This window comes from Streptosporangium sp. NPDC000396 (genome assembly GCF_042898655.1).
GTDB lineage: Bacteria > Actinomycetota > Actinomycetes > Streptosporangiales > Streptosporangiaceae > Streptosporangium.
This window is the reverse complement of sequence record NZ_JBIAZA010000011.1, coordinates 178631-194525: the sequence shown is the minus strand read 5'-3', so window position 1 is coordinate 194525 and position 15895 is coordinate 178631. Positions and strand designations below refer to the sequence as shown.

General features: G+C 68.4%; 15 protein-coding genes. 4 read left to right on the top strand and 11 right to left on the bottom strand.

What is annotated here, in order from left to right; translation table 11 throughout:
* Positions 1 to 13 precede the first annotated feature (13 nt).
* The 3 genes from ACFY2X_RS19695 to ACFY2X_RS19685 form a co-directional block, all read right to left on the bottom strand.
* Positions 14 to 727: a GAP family protein gene (locus tag ACFY2X_RS19695; RefSeq protein ID WP_389939904.1), complete on the bottom strand. Its 714-nt coding sequence runs from the start codon at positions 725 to 727 to the stop codon at positions 14 to 16.
* Complete coding sequence (locus ACFY2X_RS19690; RefSeq protein WP_389939903.1) at positions 724 to 1329, bottom strand: TetR/AcrR family transcriptional regulator; 606 nt, start codon at positions 1327 to 1329, stop codon at positions 724 to 726. Before ACFY2X_RS19690 ends, ACFY2X_RS19695 begins: the two co-directional genes overlap by 4 nt.
* 331 nt (positions 1330 to 1660) lie before the next feature.
* Positions 1661 to 2500 (bottom strand): M23 family metallopeptidase, encoded by an 840-nt coding sequence (locus ACFY2X_RS19685; RefSeq protein ID WP_389939902.1) that lies wholly within the window; start codon positions 2498 to 2500, stop codon positions 1661 to 1663.
* A 548-nt stretch (positions 2501 to 3048) separates the two neighbouring features.
* On the opposite strand from ACFY2X_RS19685, the gene ACFY2X_RS19680 reads away from it, so the two are divergent.
* Together ACFY2X_RS19680 and ACFY2X_RS19675 are read left to right on the top strand one after the other, a co-directional pair.
* Positions 3049 to 3384: a YciI family protein gene (locus tag ACFY2X_RS19680; protein ID WP_389939901.1), complete on the top strand. Its 336-nt coding sequence runs from the start codon at positions 3049 to 3051 to the stop codon at positions 3382 to 3384.
* A 4-nt stretch (positions 3385 to 3388) separates the two neighbouring features.
* Positions 3389 to 4651, top strand: a complete 1263-nt coding sequence (locus tag ACFY2X_RS19675) for an RNA polymerase sigma factor (protein ID WP_389939900.1) — start codon at positions 3389 to 3391, stop codon at positions 4649 to 4651.
* Between the two features lie 205 nt (positions 4652 to 4856).
* On the opposite strand, the gene ACFY2X_RS19670 is transcribed toward ACFY2X_RS19675, so the two are convergent.
* Entirely contained in the window at positions 4857 to 5909 is a 1053-nt protein-coding gene (locus ACFY2X_RS19670) for a sigma-70 family RNA polymerase sigma factor (protein WP_389939899.1), read from the bottom strand.
* Between the two features lie 85 nt (positions 5910 to 5994).
* Here ACFY2X_RS19670 and ACFY2X_RS19665 point away from each other — a divergent pair, with 85 nt between their 5' ends.
* On the top strand, positions 5995 to 6822 hold the full coding sequence (locus tag ACFY2X_RS19665) for an alpha/beta fold hydrolase (RefSeq protein WP_389939898.1): 828 nt from the start codon (positions 5995 to 5997) through the stop codon (positions 6820 to 6822).
* Positions 6823 to 6861: 39 nt separating this feature from the next.
* On the opposite strand, the gene ACFY2X_RS19660 is transcribed toward ACFY2X_RS19665, so the two are convergent.
* Entirely contained in the window at positions 6862 to 7299 is a 438-nt protein-coding gene (locus tag ACFY2X_RS19660; protein ID WP_389939897.1) for a DUF3224 domain-containing protein, read from the bottom strand.
* A 5-nt stretch (positions 7300 to 7304) separates the two neighbouring features.
* Positions 7305 to 7949, bottom strand: a complete 645-nt coding sequence (locus tag ACFY2X_RS19655) for a CatB-related O-acetyltransferase (protein ID WP_389939896.1) — start codon at positions 7947 to 7949, stop codon at positions 7305 to 7307.
* Between the two features lie 86 nt (positions 7950 to 8035).
* Between ACFY2X_RS19655 and ACFY2X_RS19650 the strand changes: the two genes are divergently transcribed.
* The gene (locus ACFY2X_RS19650) at positions 8036 to 8665 is read left to right on the top strand and encodes a TetR/AcrR family transcriptional regulator (RefSeq protein WP_389939895.1); all 630 of its coding nucleotides are present in this window, start codon (positions 8036 to 8038) and stop codon (positions 8663 to 8665) included.
* A 55-nt stretch (positions 8666 to 8720) separates the two neighbouring features.
* On the opposite strand, the gene ACFY2X_RS19645 is transcribed toward ACFY2X_RS19650, so the two are convergent.
* The 5 genes from ACFY2X_RS19645 to ACFY2X_RS19625 all read right to left on the bottom strand — a co-directional run bounded on the left by ACFY2X_RS19645 (position 8721) and on the right by ACFY2X_RS19625 (position 15310).
* On the bottom strand, positions 8721 to 9755 hold the full coding sequence (locus tag ACFY2X_RS19645; protein WP_389939894.1) for an ABC transporter ATP-binding protein: 1035 nt from the start codon (positions 9753 to 9755) through the stop codon (positions 8721 to 8723).
* Entirely contained in the window at positions 9752 to 10906 is a 1155-nt protein-coding gene (locus ACFY2X_RS19640; RefSeq protein WP_389939893.1) for an ABC transporter ATP-binding protein, read from the bottom strand. Before ACFY2X_RS19640 ends, ACFY2X_RS19645 begins: the two co-directional genes overlap by 4 nt.
* Positions 10906 to 11889: an ABC transporter permease gene (locus ACFY2X_RS19635; RefSeq protein WP_389939892.1), complete on the bottom strand. Its 984-nt coding sequence runs from the start codon at positions 11887 to 11889 to the stop codon at positions 10906 to 10908. Before ACFY2X_RS19635 ends, ACFY2X_RS19640 begins: the two co-directional genes overlap by 1 nt.
* 16 nt (positions 11890 to 11905) lie before the next feature.
* Positions 11906 to 13414, bottom strand: coding sequence for an ABC transporter permease (locus ACFY2X_RS19630; protein WP_389939891.1), 1509 nt, complete (start codon positions 13412 to 13414; stop codon positions 11906 to 11908).
* 150 nt (positions 13415 to 13564) lie between these two features.
* Positions 13565 to 15310, bottom strand: coding sequence for an ABC transporter family substrate-binding protein (locus ACFY2X_RS19625; protein WP_389939890.1), 1746 nt, complete (start codon positions 15308 to 15310; stop codon positions 13565 to 13567).
* Positions 15311 to 15895 lie beyond the last annotated feature (585 nt).

The window sequence follows — 15895 nt, the reverse complement described above, 5'->3', positions numbered from 1 at the left end:
TGGCGCGGACCGCTCACCCGTCGAGGAGCAACGTAGCGGCCGCGTTGAGCGTCATGGAGATACCGATGCCGCCGAGGGCCCAGCCCAGTGCCTTCGCGCTGTTCCTGGTCAACCAGTCGTTGGCCCGCTGTAGCAGGGGGTCCGCTCTGTGGTGGGCGACGAACCGGGCGACGGCCAGCACGATGGCCGGGAGGGTCATCACGACGCAGTATCCGGCGAGGGCGGCGCCGGTGAGCTGCCAGCCCAGGTCGGCGTTGACCATCAATCCCACCGCGGCGAGGTAAGGCAGCATCGTGGCCACTTCGAGAGACGCGGCCAGCAGGGCCAGGCCCATCAGGCTGCCGACGCTGCCTGATCCGGACATCGCCTTGGCCCGCCAGTGCCGGATCTTGCCCGGCTGCCCACCCTGCCGCCGGACCCGTGCCTCCAGCCGGTAGCTCGCGGCGATGATGAGGGCCCCCAGAACGAGTTGCCCGATCTTCAGGGCGAGTGTGGGTATGCCCGCAACGGCTGCGCGCAAGGCTTCCAGCGCGGCGTCGGCGCCCAGGGTCAGCAGGATCCCGACGCAGAAGTAGAACACGGCCACCGTGGCCAGGTAGGCGGCGATCCGGCCTATGCGTAGCCGTCCAGGCGTCAGCAGTAGCCAGATCGGGATCAGCAGGGTACCGAAGCTGGTGCTGTCGACCAGGCTGAGTCCGACCAGCGCCAGCGCGAGCGTCACGGTCATGCGGCCGCTCCGCCGCCGAACAGCCGGTCAACGTACGTGCCCAGCGCCGCCCTTATCTCCGCTGCCCCATAACCCTTGCCCGTCGCCGCATGATGCAGGCTCAGCCCATCCACGAATGCCACCAGCGCCATGGCCTCAGCCGCGGCGTCGGCCTCGGGTGCGAGATCGCCCGCGCGTTGCGCACCCTCCAGTGCCTCCTGCACACCATCGATCAGCCCGTGGGTCGCGGCCTTGTGGATGGCCGCCATCTTCGAGTCGGTGAGCGATGCCTGGATGAACGCCAGCCAGACGCGCAACTCCTTCTCCCGCTCCGCATCCAGCGGCAGGACCGTCTCCAGCAGCCGCACCACGACCTCGCGGATCGGTGGGACGATCGGCACCTCCCGCACTCGCTCCTCGGCGCGCTGGTACACGTACTCGACGCCGAACCTGAGCAACTCGTCCTTGGTGCGGAAGTAGCGCTGCACCAGCCCTACCGACGTACCGGCGACCTGCGCGACGTCGGCCAGGGTGGTCCGTGCCAACCCCCGCTCGGCCACGGTGCTCAACAGCGCCTCGGCTATCTGTGTGCGGCGTACATCCGGCTCAGCATGTCTTGTCACATTAAAATAATACCAACATATTTTTCGGATGAACGCCGTACCCCGGTTTGTCATGCCCAGCACCCGCAACGGCGTCAGCGGGTCACCCGCGTCGGCACCGAGGCCACCGGCCGCACCTACGTGGAACCGAGCGAACAGGACGGGATCCCGTCTGATCTTGATGATCGGGCGGGATCCCGTCGTTTCAGGGGCCGTCAGCCGGTTGTGCAGGCGGGCTGCGGCCTGTGGCATGGATGGGGCGGAAGGCTCGGGCGCTCATCGGGCTTGCCGCCCCGAGCCTGGGGCAGGTTTCGCGACTTCTTCAACGGCCGATCGGCAGGTGAGCCGTGCTTCAACCGCAGTGTTCGAAGGGGCTGGTGTACGAGCTACTGCCGATCGAGCCGCCCCACCTGACGCATTGCCGGGCCGCGTCGCGCCTGACAGGCCCCGCGTAGTAGTCGTAGCTGCCCGAGTCGGTCGTCCTGGTTTCCCCTTGCGGCTCCAGGAAGGCCGACATCGGCGACGGTGAGCCGACGTTCGTCGTCTTCAGTGTCACGACGCAGTTGTAGCCGTTGCCCGAGTTGTAAAGCAGGTAGGTGCGGCCACCGGTGAGGCCGACTGAGTCGATGACCGTGTAACCGCTGCCGCAGACCCCCTCGGGGGTGTAGGGGTTGCCGCTACAGGTGTTGCTGCTCGTAATGGCCTTCTTCTCGCCCAAGGACACGGTCACGCCGTCCACGGTCGGGCTGGTGTCCACCGCGCCGGTGGAGGTCCGCTGCTCGTAATGCAGGTGCGGAGCGGTGGAGCCGCCCGTCGAGCCGACGGTTCCGATCGCGGTGCCCTGGCCGACGCTCATGGAGCTGCCGGCCGACCTCACCATGGTCGCGAGGTGGGCATAGCGGGTTCTGGTGCCGTCACCGTGACGGACCTCCACCCATTTGCCGTAACTGGTACTTCCCGCGTCGTTGAAGTACGCGGTGCCCGAAGCGGTGGCACGCACCGTTTCGCCGTCGACGTCATCGCTTCCGTAGTCCTGCCAGTCGATGGCACCCGACGGGCTGTGGCCCGGGTACCAGTTGTTGGCGTAGAAGGTCTTCCCGCAGTTGAACGGGCTCTTGTGGGACGTGGCCAGGAGATCGGGGCTCTGCGCTGAGGCGGGCTGGGGGAGCAGCGCCGCCGCGAGAGTGACCAAGAGGGCAGGGATCGCGAATCTGAGGGTCTTAGGCCAGGCCGGCCTGCCGGTTGTGGGCATGCTCACCTCTCCGAACGGGGGGGTAAAGAGGGATACGGTTAGGCGCCCAGGTCCTTGAGGTCGACGAGTCCCATGACGACAGGGCTATGCCGGCGGCACGGTGATCAACTTTGATGGGAGGGGAAGGCCGTCGTCAGGGAAGTCGTCAGGGAACATGTCGACATCTCACCGCCTGTGGGAATGACGGGTCGATCGTGAACATATCCCTGAAAGTTCTCTTCATCAATCTCGCGGACATGAAATTTTGCGGCTCTCCGAGCCCCGCGTCGAGGTCGAACCGGCCGGCCCGCGCGCGACGGTGTCATGGGCGCCGCGGTCGGCCGGCAGCCAGGTGACCGGTTGAGCGACAGGAGGTGAGATCGCCCTCGGCCGTCGATGCGGATGGCCGCCCGGCCGGTTGGAATTCCGAAACATTTCGGGGTGCCCGTGTCCGGATCCGGGCCGCTGGTTCGTCATTGTGGTGAGTCCCACGACACCGAGGAGTGAAGATGAAGTACATGATGTTCGTGTGCACCGATGCCGAGCCCGACACCGATCCGGCCGCCGAGCCCGACATCGAGGCGTGGGTGTCGGAGAACGACGCGCGTGGCCGCCGTCTGGAGGGCAGCGTGCTGGCGCCGACGGCCGCGGCCACGACGGTCCGGGTCCGCAACGGCCGGTTGCTGGTCTCGGATGGTCCGTTCACGGAGACCAAGGAGGTGATCGTGGGTTACGACCTGCTGGAGTGCGCCGACCTTGACGAGGCGATCGAGGTGGCCCGCGCTCACCCGATGGCTCGAAGAGGACGACTGGAGCTGCGTCCGCTGGTGGACCTGGACGGCTGACGGCGTGACTGATCCGCTCGCGGCCGCGACGGCCGATGCCGTCGCGGCCGCGAGCGCGGATGCGTACACGAGGATCGTCGCCACGCTGATTCGCGTCACCGGCGACTGGACGCTGGCCGAAGACTGCGCCCAGGAGGCGCTGACGCTCGCCCTGCAGCGGTGGCCTCGCGAGGGCGTTCCGGGCAACCCGGGCGGCTGGCTGATGACGGTGGCTCGCAACCGCGCGATCGACGTGCTGCGCCGCGCGTCGGTCGAACGCCGCAAGCTGGCCGAGCTGGCGGCGCTCGCGCTCGCCGATCCGAGCCCGGCCCCGGCGGAGGAGGTCGCGGACGACCGGCTGCGGCTCATCTTCACCTGCTGCCACCCCGCGCTCGCCCTGGAGGCGCGCGTGGCGCTGACACTGCGAACGATCTGCGGGGTGTCCACCGCCGACATCGCGCGGGCCTTCCTGGTCAGTGAGCCGGCCATGACCCGGCGTCTGACCCGGGCCAAGACGAAGATCGCTGATGCGGGCATCCCGTATCGGGTCCCGACCGGCGCGGCGCTCACCGAACGGCTCCCCGGTGTTCTGGCGGTTCTTTATTTGCTGTTCACCCACGGCTACAACGCCGACGGCCGGCCCGCGTTCGCTGACGAGGCGATCCGCCTGGCCCGGCTCCTCCGGCGGCTCATGCCCGATCAGGGCGAGGTGTCCGCGCTGCTGGCGCTGTTCCTGTTCCAGCACTCCCGGCGCGACGCCCGCCGCGACCGGCACGGCAACCTGCTCGCCCTGGACAAACAGGACCGGCTCCGCTGGGACCACGCCGCGATCGCCGAGGGTGTGCGCATCCTCGCCGGGACACCGGAGGACGGCCCGTACGCGTTGCAGGCCCGGATCGCCGCCTGCCACGCCACCGCCGCCTCCGCCGACGACACCGCCTGGCCGGCGATCGCCACGTGGTACGACCGGCTCGCCCGGATCCAGCCCTCACCGGTGATCGAGCTGAACCGTGCCGTGGCGCACGGCTACGCGTACGGGCCGGCGGTCGGGCTGGCCCTGCTCGCCCAGGCCCGCGCCGGCGGCGCGCTGGACGACTACCCGCTTGCCGTCGCCGTGGAAGCCGATCTCACCGCCCGCCATGGCGACCGCGCCCGGGCCGCCTCCCTGTTCCGGCGGGCCGCGGCCGTCGCCCACACCGAATCCGAACGCCGGGCGCTGCTCGACCGCGCCGGCGAGCTGCTTCGCGTGGACGACCGGGCGATCGAGCTGGGGATCCGGCGCGGCTGAGCACCCGCTCGTGCTCTCGGTGATAACCGCGCCGCCTTGCAGCGGGGTTGCACGGATCGCTTGCGGGACTTGCCCGGTCCCAACTTGCTCGATTCCAACCTGCCCGGTCCCAACCTGCCCGGTCCCAACCTGCCCGGTCCCAAGGACGGCGGGACACGGTTGCCGACGGCGACGGGCGGGCTGTCGGCGTGAGGGTCGTGCCGGGTCAGGGGAGCGAGGCGGGCAGGCCGAAGGAAGCGAAGTGGTCGGGGCCGATGAACGAGGTGATCTCGGCGATCCGCTCGCCGCGCAGGGTCAGCACGGTGATCGACCAGCTGAGGTGCGCGCCGGCGTCGTCGTTCCAGAGGTAGAGGGCCACGGCGGGCTGGCCGTTCGCGCTGGTCGGGAGGTGACGCCAGCTTCCGCAGCTGGTCAGCGGGATCCGCACGGCGAAGTCGGTGACGGCCTCAAGGCCGTGGTACCAGTGCGCCAGCGGCGGCATCGACCAGGTGACGTCCTCGGTCAGCAGCGCGACCAGGGCGTCGGCGTCGCCGCGTTCCAGTGCGGCGGAGTACACGGCGACGATCTCCCGCACCCGGGCGTCGTCGATCCCCCGCAGCGTCTGCTGCTGGGTGCGAGGGGGAACCTTCTCCGCGACGATCCTGCGGGCCCGCGCCAGGGCGGAGTTCACCGACGCGGTCGTCGTGTTCATCATGGCGGCGATCTCGGCGGCGGAGAAGCCGAGGACCTCGAAGAGCAGCAGCGCCGCCCGCTGGTTGCCCGGGAGGTGCTGCAGGGCGGCGACGAAGGCGAGTTCGACGGCCTCGCGCTGCTCATAGCGCGCGTCCGGGCCGGTCGGCCCGTCGCCGAGACCGGCGTCGGGATAGGGGCCCAGCCAGGCGACGTCGGTCAGCGGGATGTCGCCGGCCACGGCGCGGTCGCTGGAGGGGCCGAGGTCGACGGGCAGGGCCCGTCTGCCCCGGGTCTCGACGACGTCCAGGCATGCGCGAGTGGCCACGGTGTACAGCCACGAGCGCAGCGAGCCACGGCCCTCGAAGCGCGTGAGCCCCCGCCATGCCCGCAGCAGGGCGTCCTGCAGGGCGTCGTCGGCGTCGTGGGCCGAGCCGAGCATCCGGTAGCAGTGAGCGTGCAGTTCCCGGCGCAGCGGCTCCACGAGGCGGGTGAACGCGGCGTCGTCCCCGTCGCGCGCCCGGACCAGATCGAGATCCTCTAGACCCTCTGCTGCCCTGTCGACAGTCCGCAAAAAAATTTCGCTCACGAGCGATGATTCTGCCCCACGACGGGAGTCTCTACTTCGATCAAACATTCGATCAAGTGCCGCAGTACTGTTACGGGAGATTCCCATGAACCACACGACGACCGTCACCACCGGGTCCCTCAAGGTCCCCGACGCCACGCTGCACTACGAGGTGCGGGGCCAGGGCCCCCTCGTGGTGCTCGTCGGCGCTCCGATGGACGCCACGTTCTTCGCACCGCTGGCCGACCTGCTCGCCGCCGACCACACCGTGCTCACCACCGACCCGCGGGGCATCAATCGCAGCCCGGTCGACGACCCCGGCCAGGATTCGACCCCGCAGCTGCGTGCCGACGACCTCTCCCGGCTGCTGACCCACCTCGACGCGGGCCCGGCCGTGCTCTTCGGCTCCAGCGGTGGAGCCGTCAGCGGGCTGGCGCTCGCCATCGCCCACCCCGAGCAGGTCCACACCGTGATCGCCCACGAGCCCCCGCTGGATGAGCTGCTTGAGGACCGCGAGCGGCTCCACGCCGCGACCGAGGACATCATCGCCACCTACCTCGCCGGTGACGTCATGGGAGCCTGGGCGAAGTTCATGGTCCAGGCCAATATCACCATGCCGGAGGGCGCGATGGAGGCGATGTTCGGGGGCGAGCGTGACCCGCGGGTGGTCGCGGACGAACAGCGTTGGTTCGCGCACGAGCTGCGCGCGACCGTCCGCTGGCGGCCCGACCTCCCCGCCCTGAGCTCGGTGGGGACCCGCATCGTGGTCGGCATCGGTGAGGACTCGGCCGGGCAGCTCTGCGACCGCGCGTCGAAGGCGCTCGCCGCGGCGCTCGGCATCGAGCCCACGATGTTCCCCGGCGGTCACATCGGCTTCGTCGAGGATCCCGCCCGGTTCGCGACCCGGCTGCGGGCCTTCCTGCCCGGGAACTGAGCGACGGCACCGCGAGCGCGCTCGGAGGCGGCGGCGGGCTCAGCCGAGCTCGTAGTCGAGGTGGAAGGAGTGGTCGCCGTTGTCGTTGACGATCTGGCCCCCTCCCTGGATGCCGAGGAGTTCGCCGGTGCCGGAGTCGGGGAGGATCGTCCAGCTCAAGGACGATTCTCCGGCGTGGCTGGTGGCGGTGTGGTGGAGGACGAACGTGCCCTTGCGCCCGTGTACGGTGCCGGTGAAGCGCTCGAAGCCGCAGTAGGCCGCCGAGTCCTCGACCTGGGCTATCGCGGTGATGATGTCGGTGGTGCTGGTGCCGAGCAGGTCGCCGTCGAACGTCTTGGTCGCGTGGACATGGGAGAGCGCGGCGCCCTCGGCCTCGTCGTAGGGCTGCGGCTCCCAGGTGTCGATGGTGAAGGTGCCGTTGGCGCGAGGCATGGAGATCTCCTTGATCGATGAGTTGGGCTCCAGGCTCGCACCCATACCTGTCACCTGCTGTCAGCTATGGCCTCGATCTCGGCGGGGGTGCCCGTCATGATCGTGCGGACGTGCTCGGTGACGAGTTCCACCGGCCAGTCCCACCAGGCGGCCCGGAGCATCCGCTCGACGTCGGCATCCTCGAAGCGGCGCTTCACGACCCGGCCGGGGTTGCCTCCGACGACGCTGTACGGCGGGACGTCGGAGGTGACCACGGCGCCGGTCGCGATGACGGCCCCGTCGCCGATGCGGACTCCGGGCATGACCAGCGTGTTGTAGCCGAACCAGACGTCGTTGCCGACGACGGTGTCGCCCCGGGTGGGCATGGCCGTCATGATGTCGAGGGTCCGCTCCGTCCATTCTCCACCGAAGATCGTGAACGGGAAGGTGGACACCCCCATGGTCGGGTGGTTGGCCCCGGCCATGATGAAGCGCGTTCCGGTGGCGATCGCGCAGTACTTGCCGATGATCAGTTTTTCGGGGCCGTAGCCGTACAGGACGTTGCGCTGCTCGAACTCCGTGGCGTGCTCGGGGTCGTCGTAGTAGGTGTAGTCGCCCACCTGGATTCTGGGGTCCTTGACCAGGGGCTTGAGCTGGACCACCCGATGGTGGCCGGGCAGCGGGTGCAGGGAGTCGGGGCTGGGGATGGTGGTCATAGGATGCCTTTCGCTCATAAAGCGATTCAAGTCGCATTATGATGAGCATGACAGACCGTTAGTTACTAAAGCAACTGGAGTCGACTTTGGCGGAGCCCCTCAGGCGGCCCGGTGGGCGCAGTGCCCGGGTCCGGACGGCCGCACTCGACGCGACCCTGGCCGAGCTGGCGGACAGGGGCTATGACGAGTTGACCGTGGAGGCCGTCGCGACCCGGTCGGGTGTCCACAAGGCCACGCTGTACCGCAGGTGGGGCGGGGTGGACGGGCTCATCGCCGATGTGCTCTCCCGTTCCGCCGAGCAGCCTTGGCAGGTGCCCGAGACCGGGTCGCTCCGCGGCGATCTGCACGCGATCACCCGGGCCGTCTACACCGGTTTCGCCGACCCTCAAGAGGGCGCCGCACCCCGGGCCTTGATCGTCGCCGCGCTTCGCTCGCCCCAGGCCGCCGGGGCGCTCACCCGGTTCTTCGAAGCCCGCCAGGTGTCGGCCGCCGAGGTGGTGGTCCGGGCGGTGGCACGGGGGGAACTGCCGGAGGGCACCGACGCGGTCGACGTCGTGCGGACCGCCTGCGCGCCGCTGTACTACCGGTTGTTCGTCACCGGCGAGCCCTTCGACGAGACCGCGGCGCATCGGGCCGCGGAGACCGCGCTGGCCGCGGCCCGGGCCGGGGTGTTCGTCTCACCCGCACGGCCCCCGGAACACGACACCCGCCCCTGAAACGCCGCGAGCCGTACGGAAGACCATCCCGTACGGCTCGCCTCATGCGATCGGATCAGCGCGCGGTGACCTCGGCGAAGTGACAGGCCACGGGGTGGCCGTTACCGCGGTCGACGAGCAGGGGCTCCTCGGTGGCGCAGATGTCCTGGGCCTTCCAGCAGCGGGTGCGGAAGCGGCAGCCGCTCGGCGGGTCCAGCGGGCTCGGCACGTCGCCGGTGAGGATGACACGCTCCCTGGCGCGCTCCTCCTTCGGGTTGGCCATGGGAGCCGCCGACAGCAACGCCTGGGTGTAAGGGTGGGCGGGGCGGTCATAGAGGTCGTCCCTGGGGCCGGTCTCGATGACCTTGCCCAGATACATCACCGCGACCCGGTCGGAGATGTGGCGGACCACCGACAGGTCGTGCGCGATGAAGATGTAGGCGAGTCCCAGGGACTCCTGCAGGTCCTCCAGCAGGTTCACCACGCCCGCCTGGACCGACACGTCCAGCGCGGAGACCGGCTCGTCGAGCACCAGCAGCTTCGGCTCCAGGGCCAGGGCCCTGGCGATGCCGACGCGCTGGCGCTGGCCGCCGGAGAACTCGTGCGGATAGCGGTTGCCGTGCTCGGGGCTCAGGCCGACCAGCCGCAGCAGCTCGGCCACCCGGTCCGGTCCGCCGTCCTTCCACCGCTCGTGGACCTTCAGCGGCTCGGCGATGATGTCGTTGACGGGCATCTTCGGGTTGAGCGACGCGTAGGGGTCCTGGAAGACGATCTGCATGTCGCGCCGTACGGGCTGCATCTGCTTGTACGACAGCGTGGTCAGTTCCTGGCCCTGGAACCGCACCGAGCCCGAGGTGGGCTTGTGTAGCTGCAGGATCGCCCGGCCCGTCGTCGACTTGCCGCAGCCGGACTCGCCCACCACGCCGAGGGTCTCACGCTCGTCCACGTGCATGGACACCCCGCTGACGGCCTGGACGTGGGCCACCACCCGGCGCAGGAAACCACCGCCCCGGACCGGGAAGTTCATCACCAGGTCCTTGACCTCAAGCAGGTGGTCGCCGCCGGCCGATTCCTGGTGCGGAGCGGGCGTCTGCTCGGTCTTCACGCTCATGCCAGGGTCTCGCTCTCGGTGCGGAAGAACACGGTCGGGTCCTCGACCGCGGCCAGCCGGTCCCAGTGGTGGCAGGCCGCGAAGTGCCCGCCGCTGTCGGTCTCGGTCAGCTCCGGCTCGGCCGTCCTGCACTTGTCGTCGGCCAGCGGGCAGCGCGGCGAGAAGGGACAGCCGGTCGGCAGGTTGATCAGTGACGGGGGAGTGCCCTTGATCGGGCGGAGCCGGCTGCCGGTGGTCTCCAGGGACGGGATGGAGCCGAGCAGGCCCGCCGTGTACGGCATGCGGGGCTCCTCGAACACCGGGTCGGTGTCGCCGACCTCGACCGGACGCCCGGCGTACATGACCAGCACCCGATGGGCCATGCCCGCGATGACGCCCAGGTCGTGGGTGATGAGCACGATCGCCGCGTTGACCGCGTCCTTGACCTCCAGGAGCTTCTCCAGGATCTGCGCCTGGACGGTCACGTCGAGGGCCGTGGTCGGCTCGTCGGCGATGATGATGTCCGGGTTGTTGATGACCGCCATGGCGATCATCGCGCGCTGGCGCATACCGCCGGAGAACTCGTGCGGGTAGCTGCGCAGCCGGGCCTCGGCCTGCGGGATGCCGACGAGGTCGAGCATCTCCTTGGCGCGGGCCAGCGCGGCCTTGCGCGGAATCAGCTCGTGCGCGAGCACCGCCTCGGCGAGCTGGTCGCCGACCGTGTGCACCGGGTTCAGCGCGGTCATCGGGTCCTGGAAGACCATCGCGATCTTGCGGCCGCGCAGGCTCCGCTGCTTGCGCGCGGACATCTTCAGCATGTCGTCGCCGCGGAAGAGAATCTGACCCTTGATCCGGGCGCTCTTGGGCAGAAGGCCCATGACGGCCAGGGAGGAGACCGACTTGCCGGAGCCGGACTCGCCGACGATGCCCAGCACCTCGCGCTCGCGCAGGCTGTAGGAGACGCCCCGGACCGCGTGGACGACGCCGTCCTCGGTCGGGAACTCCACGGTCAGGTTGTCGACCTTGAGGATCTCCTCCTCGGAGGGCGGCCGGACGGTGTCCAGCGTCAGGCCGACGTGCACCTCCCCGGCGGCGTCTCGCTGGTTGGGAGCGATGTCATAGGTGTGCACGTCGCCCTTGCGGGGCTCGATCGGCACGTTAGGAGTCGTCATTAGGCACGCACCCGGGTCTGTCGGGGGTCGAAGGCGTCACGCAGGCCGTCGCCGATGAAGTTGATCGACAGCGCGATGGCGATGATGAACATGCCGGGCCACCAGAACAGCCAGGGGCGGACCACCATCGCGCTCCGGTAGCGGCTGATCAGCTGGCCCAGAGAGGTGTCCGGGGCCTGGATGCCGAGGCCGAGGAACGACAGAGCCGACTCCAGCAGCACCGCGCTGGCGATGCCCAGGGTCGCGCTGACGATGATCACGCCGACGGTGTTCGGCAGGATGTGCCGGAAGATGATCCGGCTCGGGGCGGTGCCGATCGCGCGGGCGGCCTCGACGAACTCCTTCTCGCGCAGAGAGAGGAACTCGCCGCGGACCAGACGGCCCAGAGTCGGCCAGGTCACTATGCCCAGGAAGGCGCCGAGGACGAAGACGCCGCTGTCGCCCATCATCCGGCCGACGACGGCGGCGATGATGAGGACCGGGATGGTGATCATCACGTCGGTGAGGCGCATCAGCACGGCCTCGATCCGGCCGCGGAAGTAACCGGCCACCGCGCCGACGATGGTGCCGAGGACGGTCGCGACGATGCCGACGACGAACGCGATGATGATCGACTGCTGGGCGCCGCGCATGGTCAGCGCGAAGTAGTCGATGCCGATGTCGTCCTGGCCGAACGGGTGCTCGCCGAGGTGGATGCCGGAACCGCCGAGGAACTCGGGGATCAGGCTGAGGGTCGGCCGGCCCCGGTTCACCAGCGCGCCGGTGTCGAGGTAGGTCTTGTCCCACCAGCCGGGGATGCCGGCGAAGCCGATGGAGGTGAACGCCAGGAGGAAGATGAGCCCGAAGATGATCATCCCGGCCAGCGCGGCGCGGTGCCGGAAGAAGCGGCGGCGGACCATCTGACCCTGGGTGCGGGCGACGATCGCCATGCCCTGCGCATCGGATGAGGTGTCAGGCGCCGGTGCCTGCGCATTGAGCGTCATGAGTGGTTCTCCGATTTCAGGACAGCCGGATGCGCGGGTCGAGGTACGCGTAGAGGATGTCGGCGATCATGTTGAAGACGACGATCGCGGTCCCGGTGACGATGAAGAACGCCATGACCGGGGCGGGGTCCACCTGCCTGAGGCCGTTGATGAACAGGTTACCCATGCCCTGCCAGCCGAAGACGTTCTCGGTGACCACGGCACCGCCGATGACGCCGGCGAAGTCGAAGGCCATCAGGGTGGTGATGGGGATGAGCCCGTTGCGGAAGGCGTGCTTGATCACGACGGTCCGCTCCGGCAGGCCCTTGGCGCGAGCCGTACGGACGTAGTCCTGGTTCATGACCTCCAGCATGCTGGCCCGGCTGTAGCGCGTGTAGGTCGCCAGCGAGATCAGGATGAGCGCCAAGCTCGGCAGCAGCAGGTGACCGGCCGAGTCCAGGTTCAGCTGCCAGAAGTCGCCCGCGAAGTTGGGGGTGCGCGCGCCGATCGTCGAGATCGGGCGGCCGCGGACCACGTGGCTGTAGGAGTCGAAGGCCTGGAGCATGTGGTCCACGAAGATGAGGGTGCCGGTGAACAGCCCGGTCAGCACCGAGGCGGTGATCGCCTGGCGGCGCTGGATGCCGCCGAAGGCGTAGCCGAGGCCGACGCAGACCGCGACCGTCAGCAGGGCGAGACCGATGATCTCCACCCAGGTGGGGTCGACCAGCACCGGCGCGAGCACCTGGGAGGCCAGTGCGCCGACCAGAGTGGCGCCGAGGGCGGCGTAGAGCGGCCCGAGCTGCCGCAGCCCGGCGGACAGGGCGGTGATACCCACCGCCGCCGCGGCCGACATGGCCAGGACGAGGGGGAGGCCGAAGCCGGGGTCGGCGAACCAGCGGGTCACCGAGAGCAGGGTGAAGAGCACGCCGCTGATCGCGGCGCCGACGGCGAAGGAGAGAAGCCGCCGCTTGCGATCGCCCACGGTGAGCGCGCCGAATATCAGGCCGCCGAGTAGTGTCAGGCCGCCGAGGACGGTGGGCGGGATGCTGGGATCCTTCAGCCAGTTGTTGAACTCGATGGCCATGTACTGCTTGAGCATCACCGCGATCCAGAAGAGCGGCAGGGAGAAGCAGACGAAGGCGGCGAAGGTGACGGTGTAGTCGAAACCGCTGTACTGGCGGAGCGCCGAGACGATACCGGTGACGATGCCGACGATGATCGCCATCACGGTGGCGGCGAGCACCAGCTGGAGGGTGGCGGACAGGGCGTTGCCGAGAAGGGGGGCGATTTCCTGCCCGTCGCGGTTGACACCGAGCTCGCCCTGGACGAGGCGGCCGAGCCAGCCTATGTAGCGAATGGGGATCGGGACGTCGAGTTCCATTCGCTCGATGCGGCCGGCGATCTTGAGAGCCTTGTTGGGGCTGTTGTCCTGGCGGAGGTCTTCCAACGGGTCGCCCGAGAGCGCCGTCAGCACGTAAATGATGAAAGTGGCCGCCAGGAGGACGAAAAACGAGATGACCAGTCTCCGCGCGATGAAGACGAGCATTTCGTCACCTCCTGCTCATTCGAAAGGGACTACAGGTGCGGGTCAGGGCCGGACCCGGAGGATGGTGCTCCTCCGGGCCCGGCCCTGGGGTGGTTGGTGTTCCATCAACCGCACGCGACGGTCAGGGGAACGGACCTTAGAACGAGCGGGTTACGCGAGGCTCCACTTGTCCATGTTCCAGGTGATGGTCGACTGCGCGGGGTTCGGGACGACGTTCTGGACCGCCTCGTCCCAAGCGCTGAGGCCCGGGTGCTGGAAGACCGGAATCGTGGCGAGGTCCTCCCAGAGGATCTTCTCGATCTCACCGATGATCGGGTCCTGCGCGGCGATGTCCACGGTCGCGTTCAGCTTCTTGATGAGCTCGTCGACCTTCTTGTTGGAGTAGCAGCCGTTGTTGTTCCCCTTGTTCTCGCCGTCACACTTCTTCGGCGTGGTGTAGGTGGAGGCCCAGCCGCTGACCAGGGAGGAGCCCGCCCAGGCGAACAGCGCCACGTCGTAGCCGTTGGAGGGCATCACGGTGCCGAAGAAGTCCTCGGAGCCCTTGTCGACGATCTTGAAGCCGGCCTTGTTGCAGGAGTCCTGGATGAGCTGCACGGCGGCGCTGCGGCGCGGGTTCGGGGTCTGGTAGCCGATCTTGATCTCGACACCGGTCTTGCCGGCCTTCTCCACGAGCGCCTTGGCGCCCTCGATGTCCTGCTGGGCGTAGGCGCTGCCGCCGCCGCCGCTGGCCGCGACGACCGTGGCGTGGTTGGCCTGGAACGGAGCCACGTTGCGGATCTCCAGGACCTTGGCCTCCGGCGCGACGGGCTTGATCAGGTTGTCGACGATGAGCTGCCGGGGCACGCACTTGGCGAAGGCCTCACGCAGGGTCTTGTCCTTGAACGGGCTGGAGTCGACGTTGAAGTCCAGGTGCTCGTAGGTGTACTGGTCGGCGATGTCGACCTTGACGCCTTCGATGGCCTTGAGCTGGTTGACCACGTCGGGGCCGGGCTGCGGCTCGACGATCTGGACCTCACGGTTCTGCAGGGCCTGGGCCTGCTCGTCAAGGGTGATGAAGCGCTCGACGACGGTCGGGGTCGCGGCCGGGGTGCCCCACCACTTGTCGTTGGCCACGAAGGTCAGCGACTGGCCGGCGTCCATCTTGGAGAGCTTGTACGGGCCGGAGGACGGGATCAGCTCCTCGGCGGGCAGCTTGCCCTCGGAGACCCAGCCGTTGTTGAAGAACTTGATGCTCTTGGCGAGCTTCTTGGCGTCGGTGGCCTTGACCGCCGCGATGAAGTCCTCCTCGGACAGGCCGTCCTGCTTGGCGACCACGTGAGCCGGCAGGAACTCGGTCGCGCCCGGGCCGTTGGCGACCCAGTCGGCGAACGGCTTGCTGTAGACGAGGGTGAACTTCTTGCCACCCTTGTCGCAGTCGGGGACCTTGGTGTCCTGGATGCCGCTGTTGTCGGAGGCGGAGAAGCCCTTGATCTTGCCGGACTTCCAGCCCCACCACAGCATGACGTCGTCACAGTCGATCGGGGTGCCGTCCGACCAGACCGCCTTGTCGTTGATCGTGTATTCGACGGTCAGCGGGTTGTCGGAGGTCTTCTCGTAGCTGCCGAAGTCCTTGTCCGGGGTGATGGCGCCCTTGTCGCCGTAGAACCAGAAGCCCGTCAGGACCCGCTGGAGAGGGCCGGCGTTACGTGTGGCGTTCTCGGCGACGGTGTTGTTGTTGTAGGAGTGGAACTCCTGCTCGTACGCATAGGTGATGGTCTGAGCCGCCGGAGCCGAGGCAGAGGCCGAGCCCGAAGCCGCGGGCTTGGTCGTCGAGTCGTTACCTGCACAGGCGCTCAGCAGGAGTGCACCTCCCGCCACCGCTGCTAGAAACTTGGCAGATGTCCGCGCATGGAACACGGCAGCACTCCTTATTATCGTCCGGTCTGTGATCAGCCGCCACATTGGTTCGAACAAAGCTGAGCACCGTGACTCTCTCTCGGACAAGTGGGGCGACTTGGGTGTTGCAGACCTGAGACCGGCACCGTCCCAAGCTGTAACAAAGTCGGGCGCAAAGAACGAAACTCCTCAATTGGTGAGGATAGGGAAAACATAGCCTTTGCCCGAATGGTCCCAGTATGTGGGATGACTCAGCGTCACCGAGAGGATTGCCGGGGGAGCCGCTTGATGATCGAGATGTGCGCCGAGCCGTCTCGGAGGCGGAGCAGTCGATTACTCTCCGTAGTTGCACGGGCGGAGTCGGTCGCCTTTTCGCTCGCTCCTCGGCCGGCGCGCCGTGGCGGAGGCGGGGCTGGCTGCGGAGCTCCCCGGCCATGGTGGGCCATGCGGGAATTTCCTTTCTGGAACGGTTCTCGATTGATGCCGACTTGTCAAGTTATACCGCGTGTAAATTTCTTATTCCGGTCCGTGTTCGGAAGGGTTCCCGCCGTGACCTGCCCCCAGGCCCATAGGTCCACGGGCTCGCAGGCCCGGCGGGCCCGTAGG

What these genes read in the sequence shown, in the direction of transcription:
- ACFY2X_RS19695 (WP_389939904.1), bottom strand. Translation starts at nt 727, where the DNA reads ATGACCGTGACGCTCGCGCTGGCGCTGGTCGGACTCAGCCTGGTCGAC.
- ACFY2X_RS19680 (WP_389939901.1), top strand. Translation starts at nt 3,049, where the DNA reads ATGAAGTACATGATGTTCGTGTGCACCGATGCCGAGCCCGACACCGAT.
- ACFY2X_RS19665 (WP_389939898.1), top strand. Translation starts at nt 5,995, where the DNA reads ATGAACCACACGACGACCGTCACCACCGGGTCCCTCAAGGTCCCCGAC.
- ACFY2X_RS19660 (WP_389939897.1), bottom strand. Translation starts at nt 7,299, where the DNA reads ATGGGTGCGAGCCTGGAGCCCAACTCATCGATCAAGGAGATCTCCATG.
- ACFY2X_RS19655 (WP_389939896.1), bottom strand. Translation starts at nt 7,949, where the DNA reads ATGACCACCATCCCCAGCCCCGACTCCCTGCACCCGCTGCCCGGCCAC.
- ACFY2X_RS19645 (WP_389939894.1), bottom strand. Translation starts at nt 9,755, where the DNA reads ATGAGCGTGAAGACCGAGCAGACGCCCGCTCCGCACCAGGAATCGGCC.
- ACFY2X_RS19640 (WP_389939893.1), bottom strand. Translation starts at nt 10,906, where the DNA reads ATGACGACTCCTAACGTGCCGATCGAGCCCCGCAAGGGCGACGTGCAC.
- ACFY2X_RS19635 (WP_389939892.1), bottom strand. Translation starts at nt 11,889, where the DNA reads ATGACGCTCAATGCGCAGGCACCGGCGCCTGACACCTCATCCGATGCG.
- ACFY2X_RS19630 (WP_389939891.1), bottom strand. Translation starts at nt 13,414, where the DNA reads ATGCTCGTCTTCATCGCGCGGAGACTGGTCATCTCGTTTTTCGTCCTC.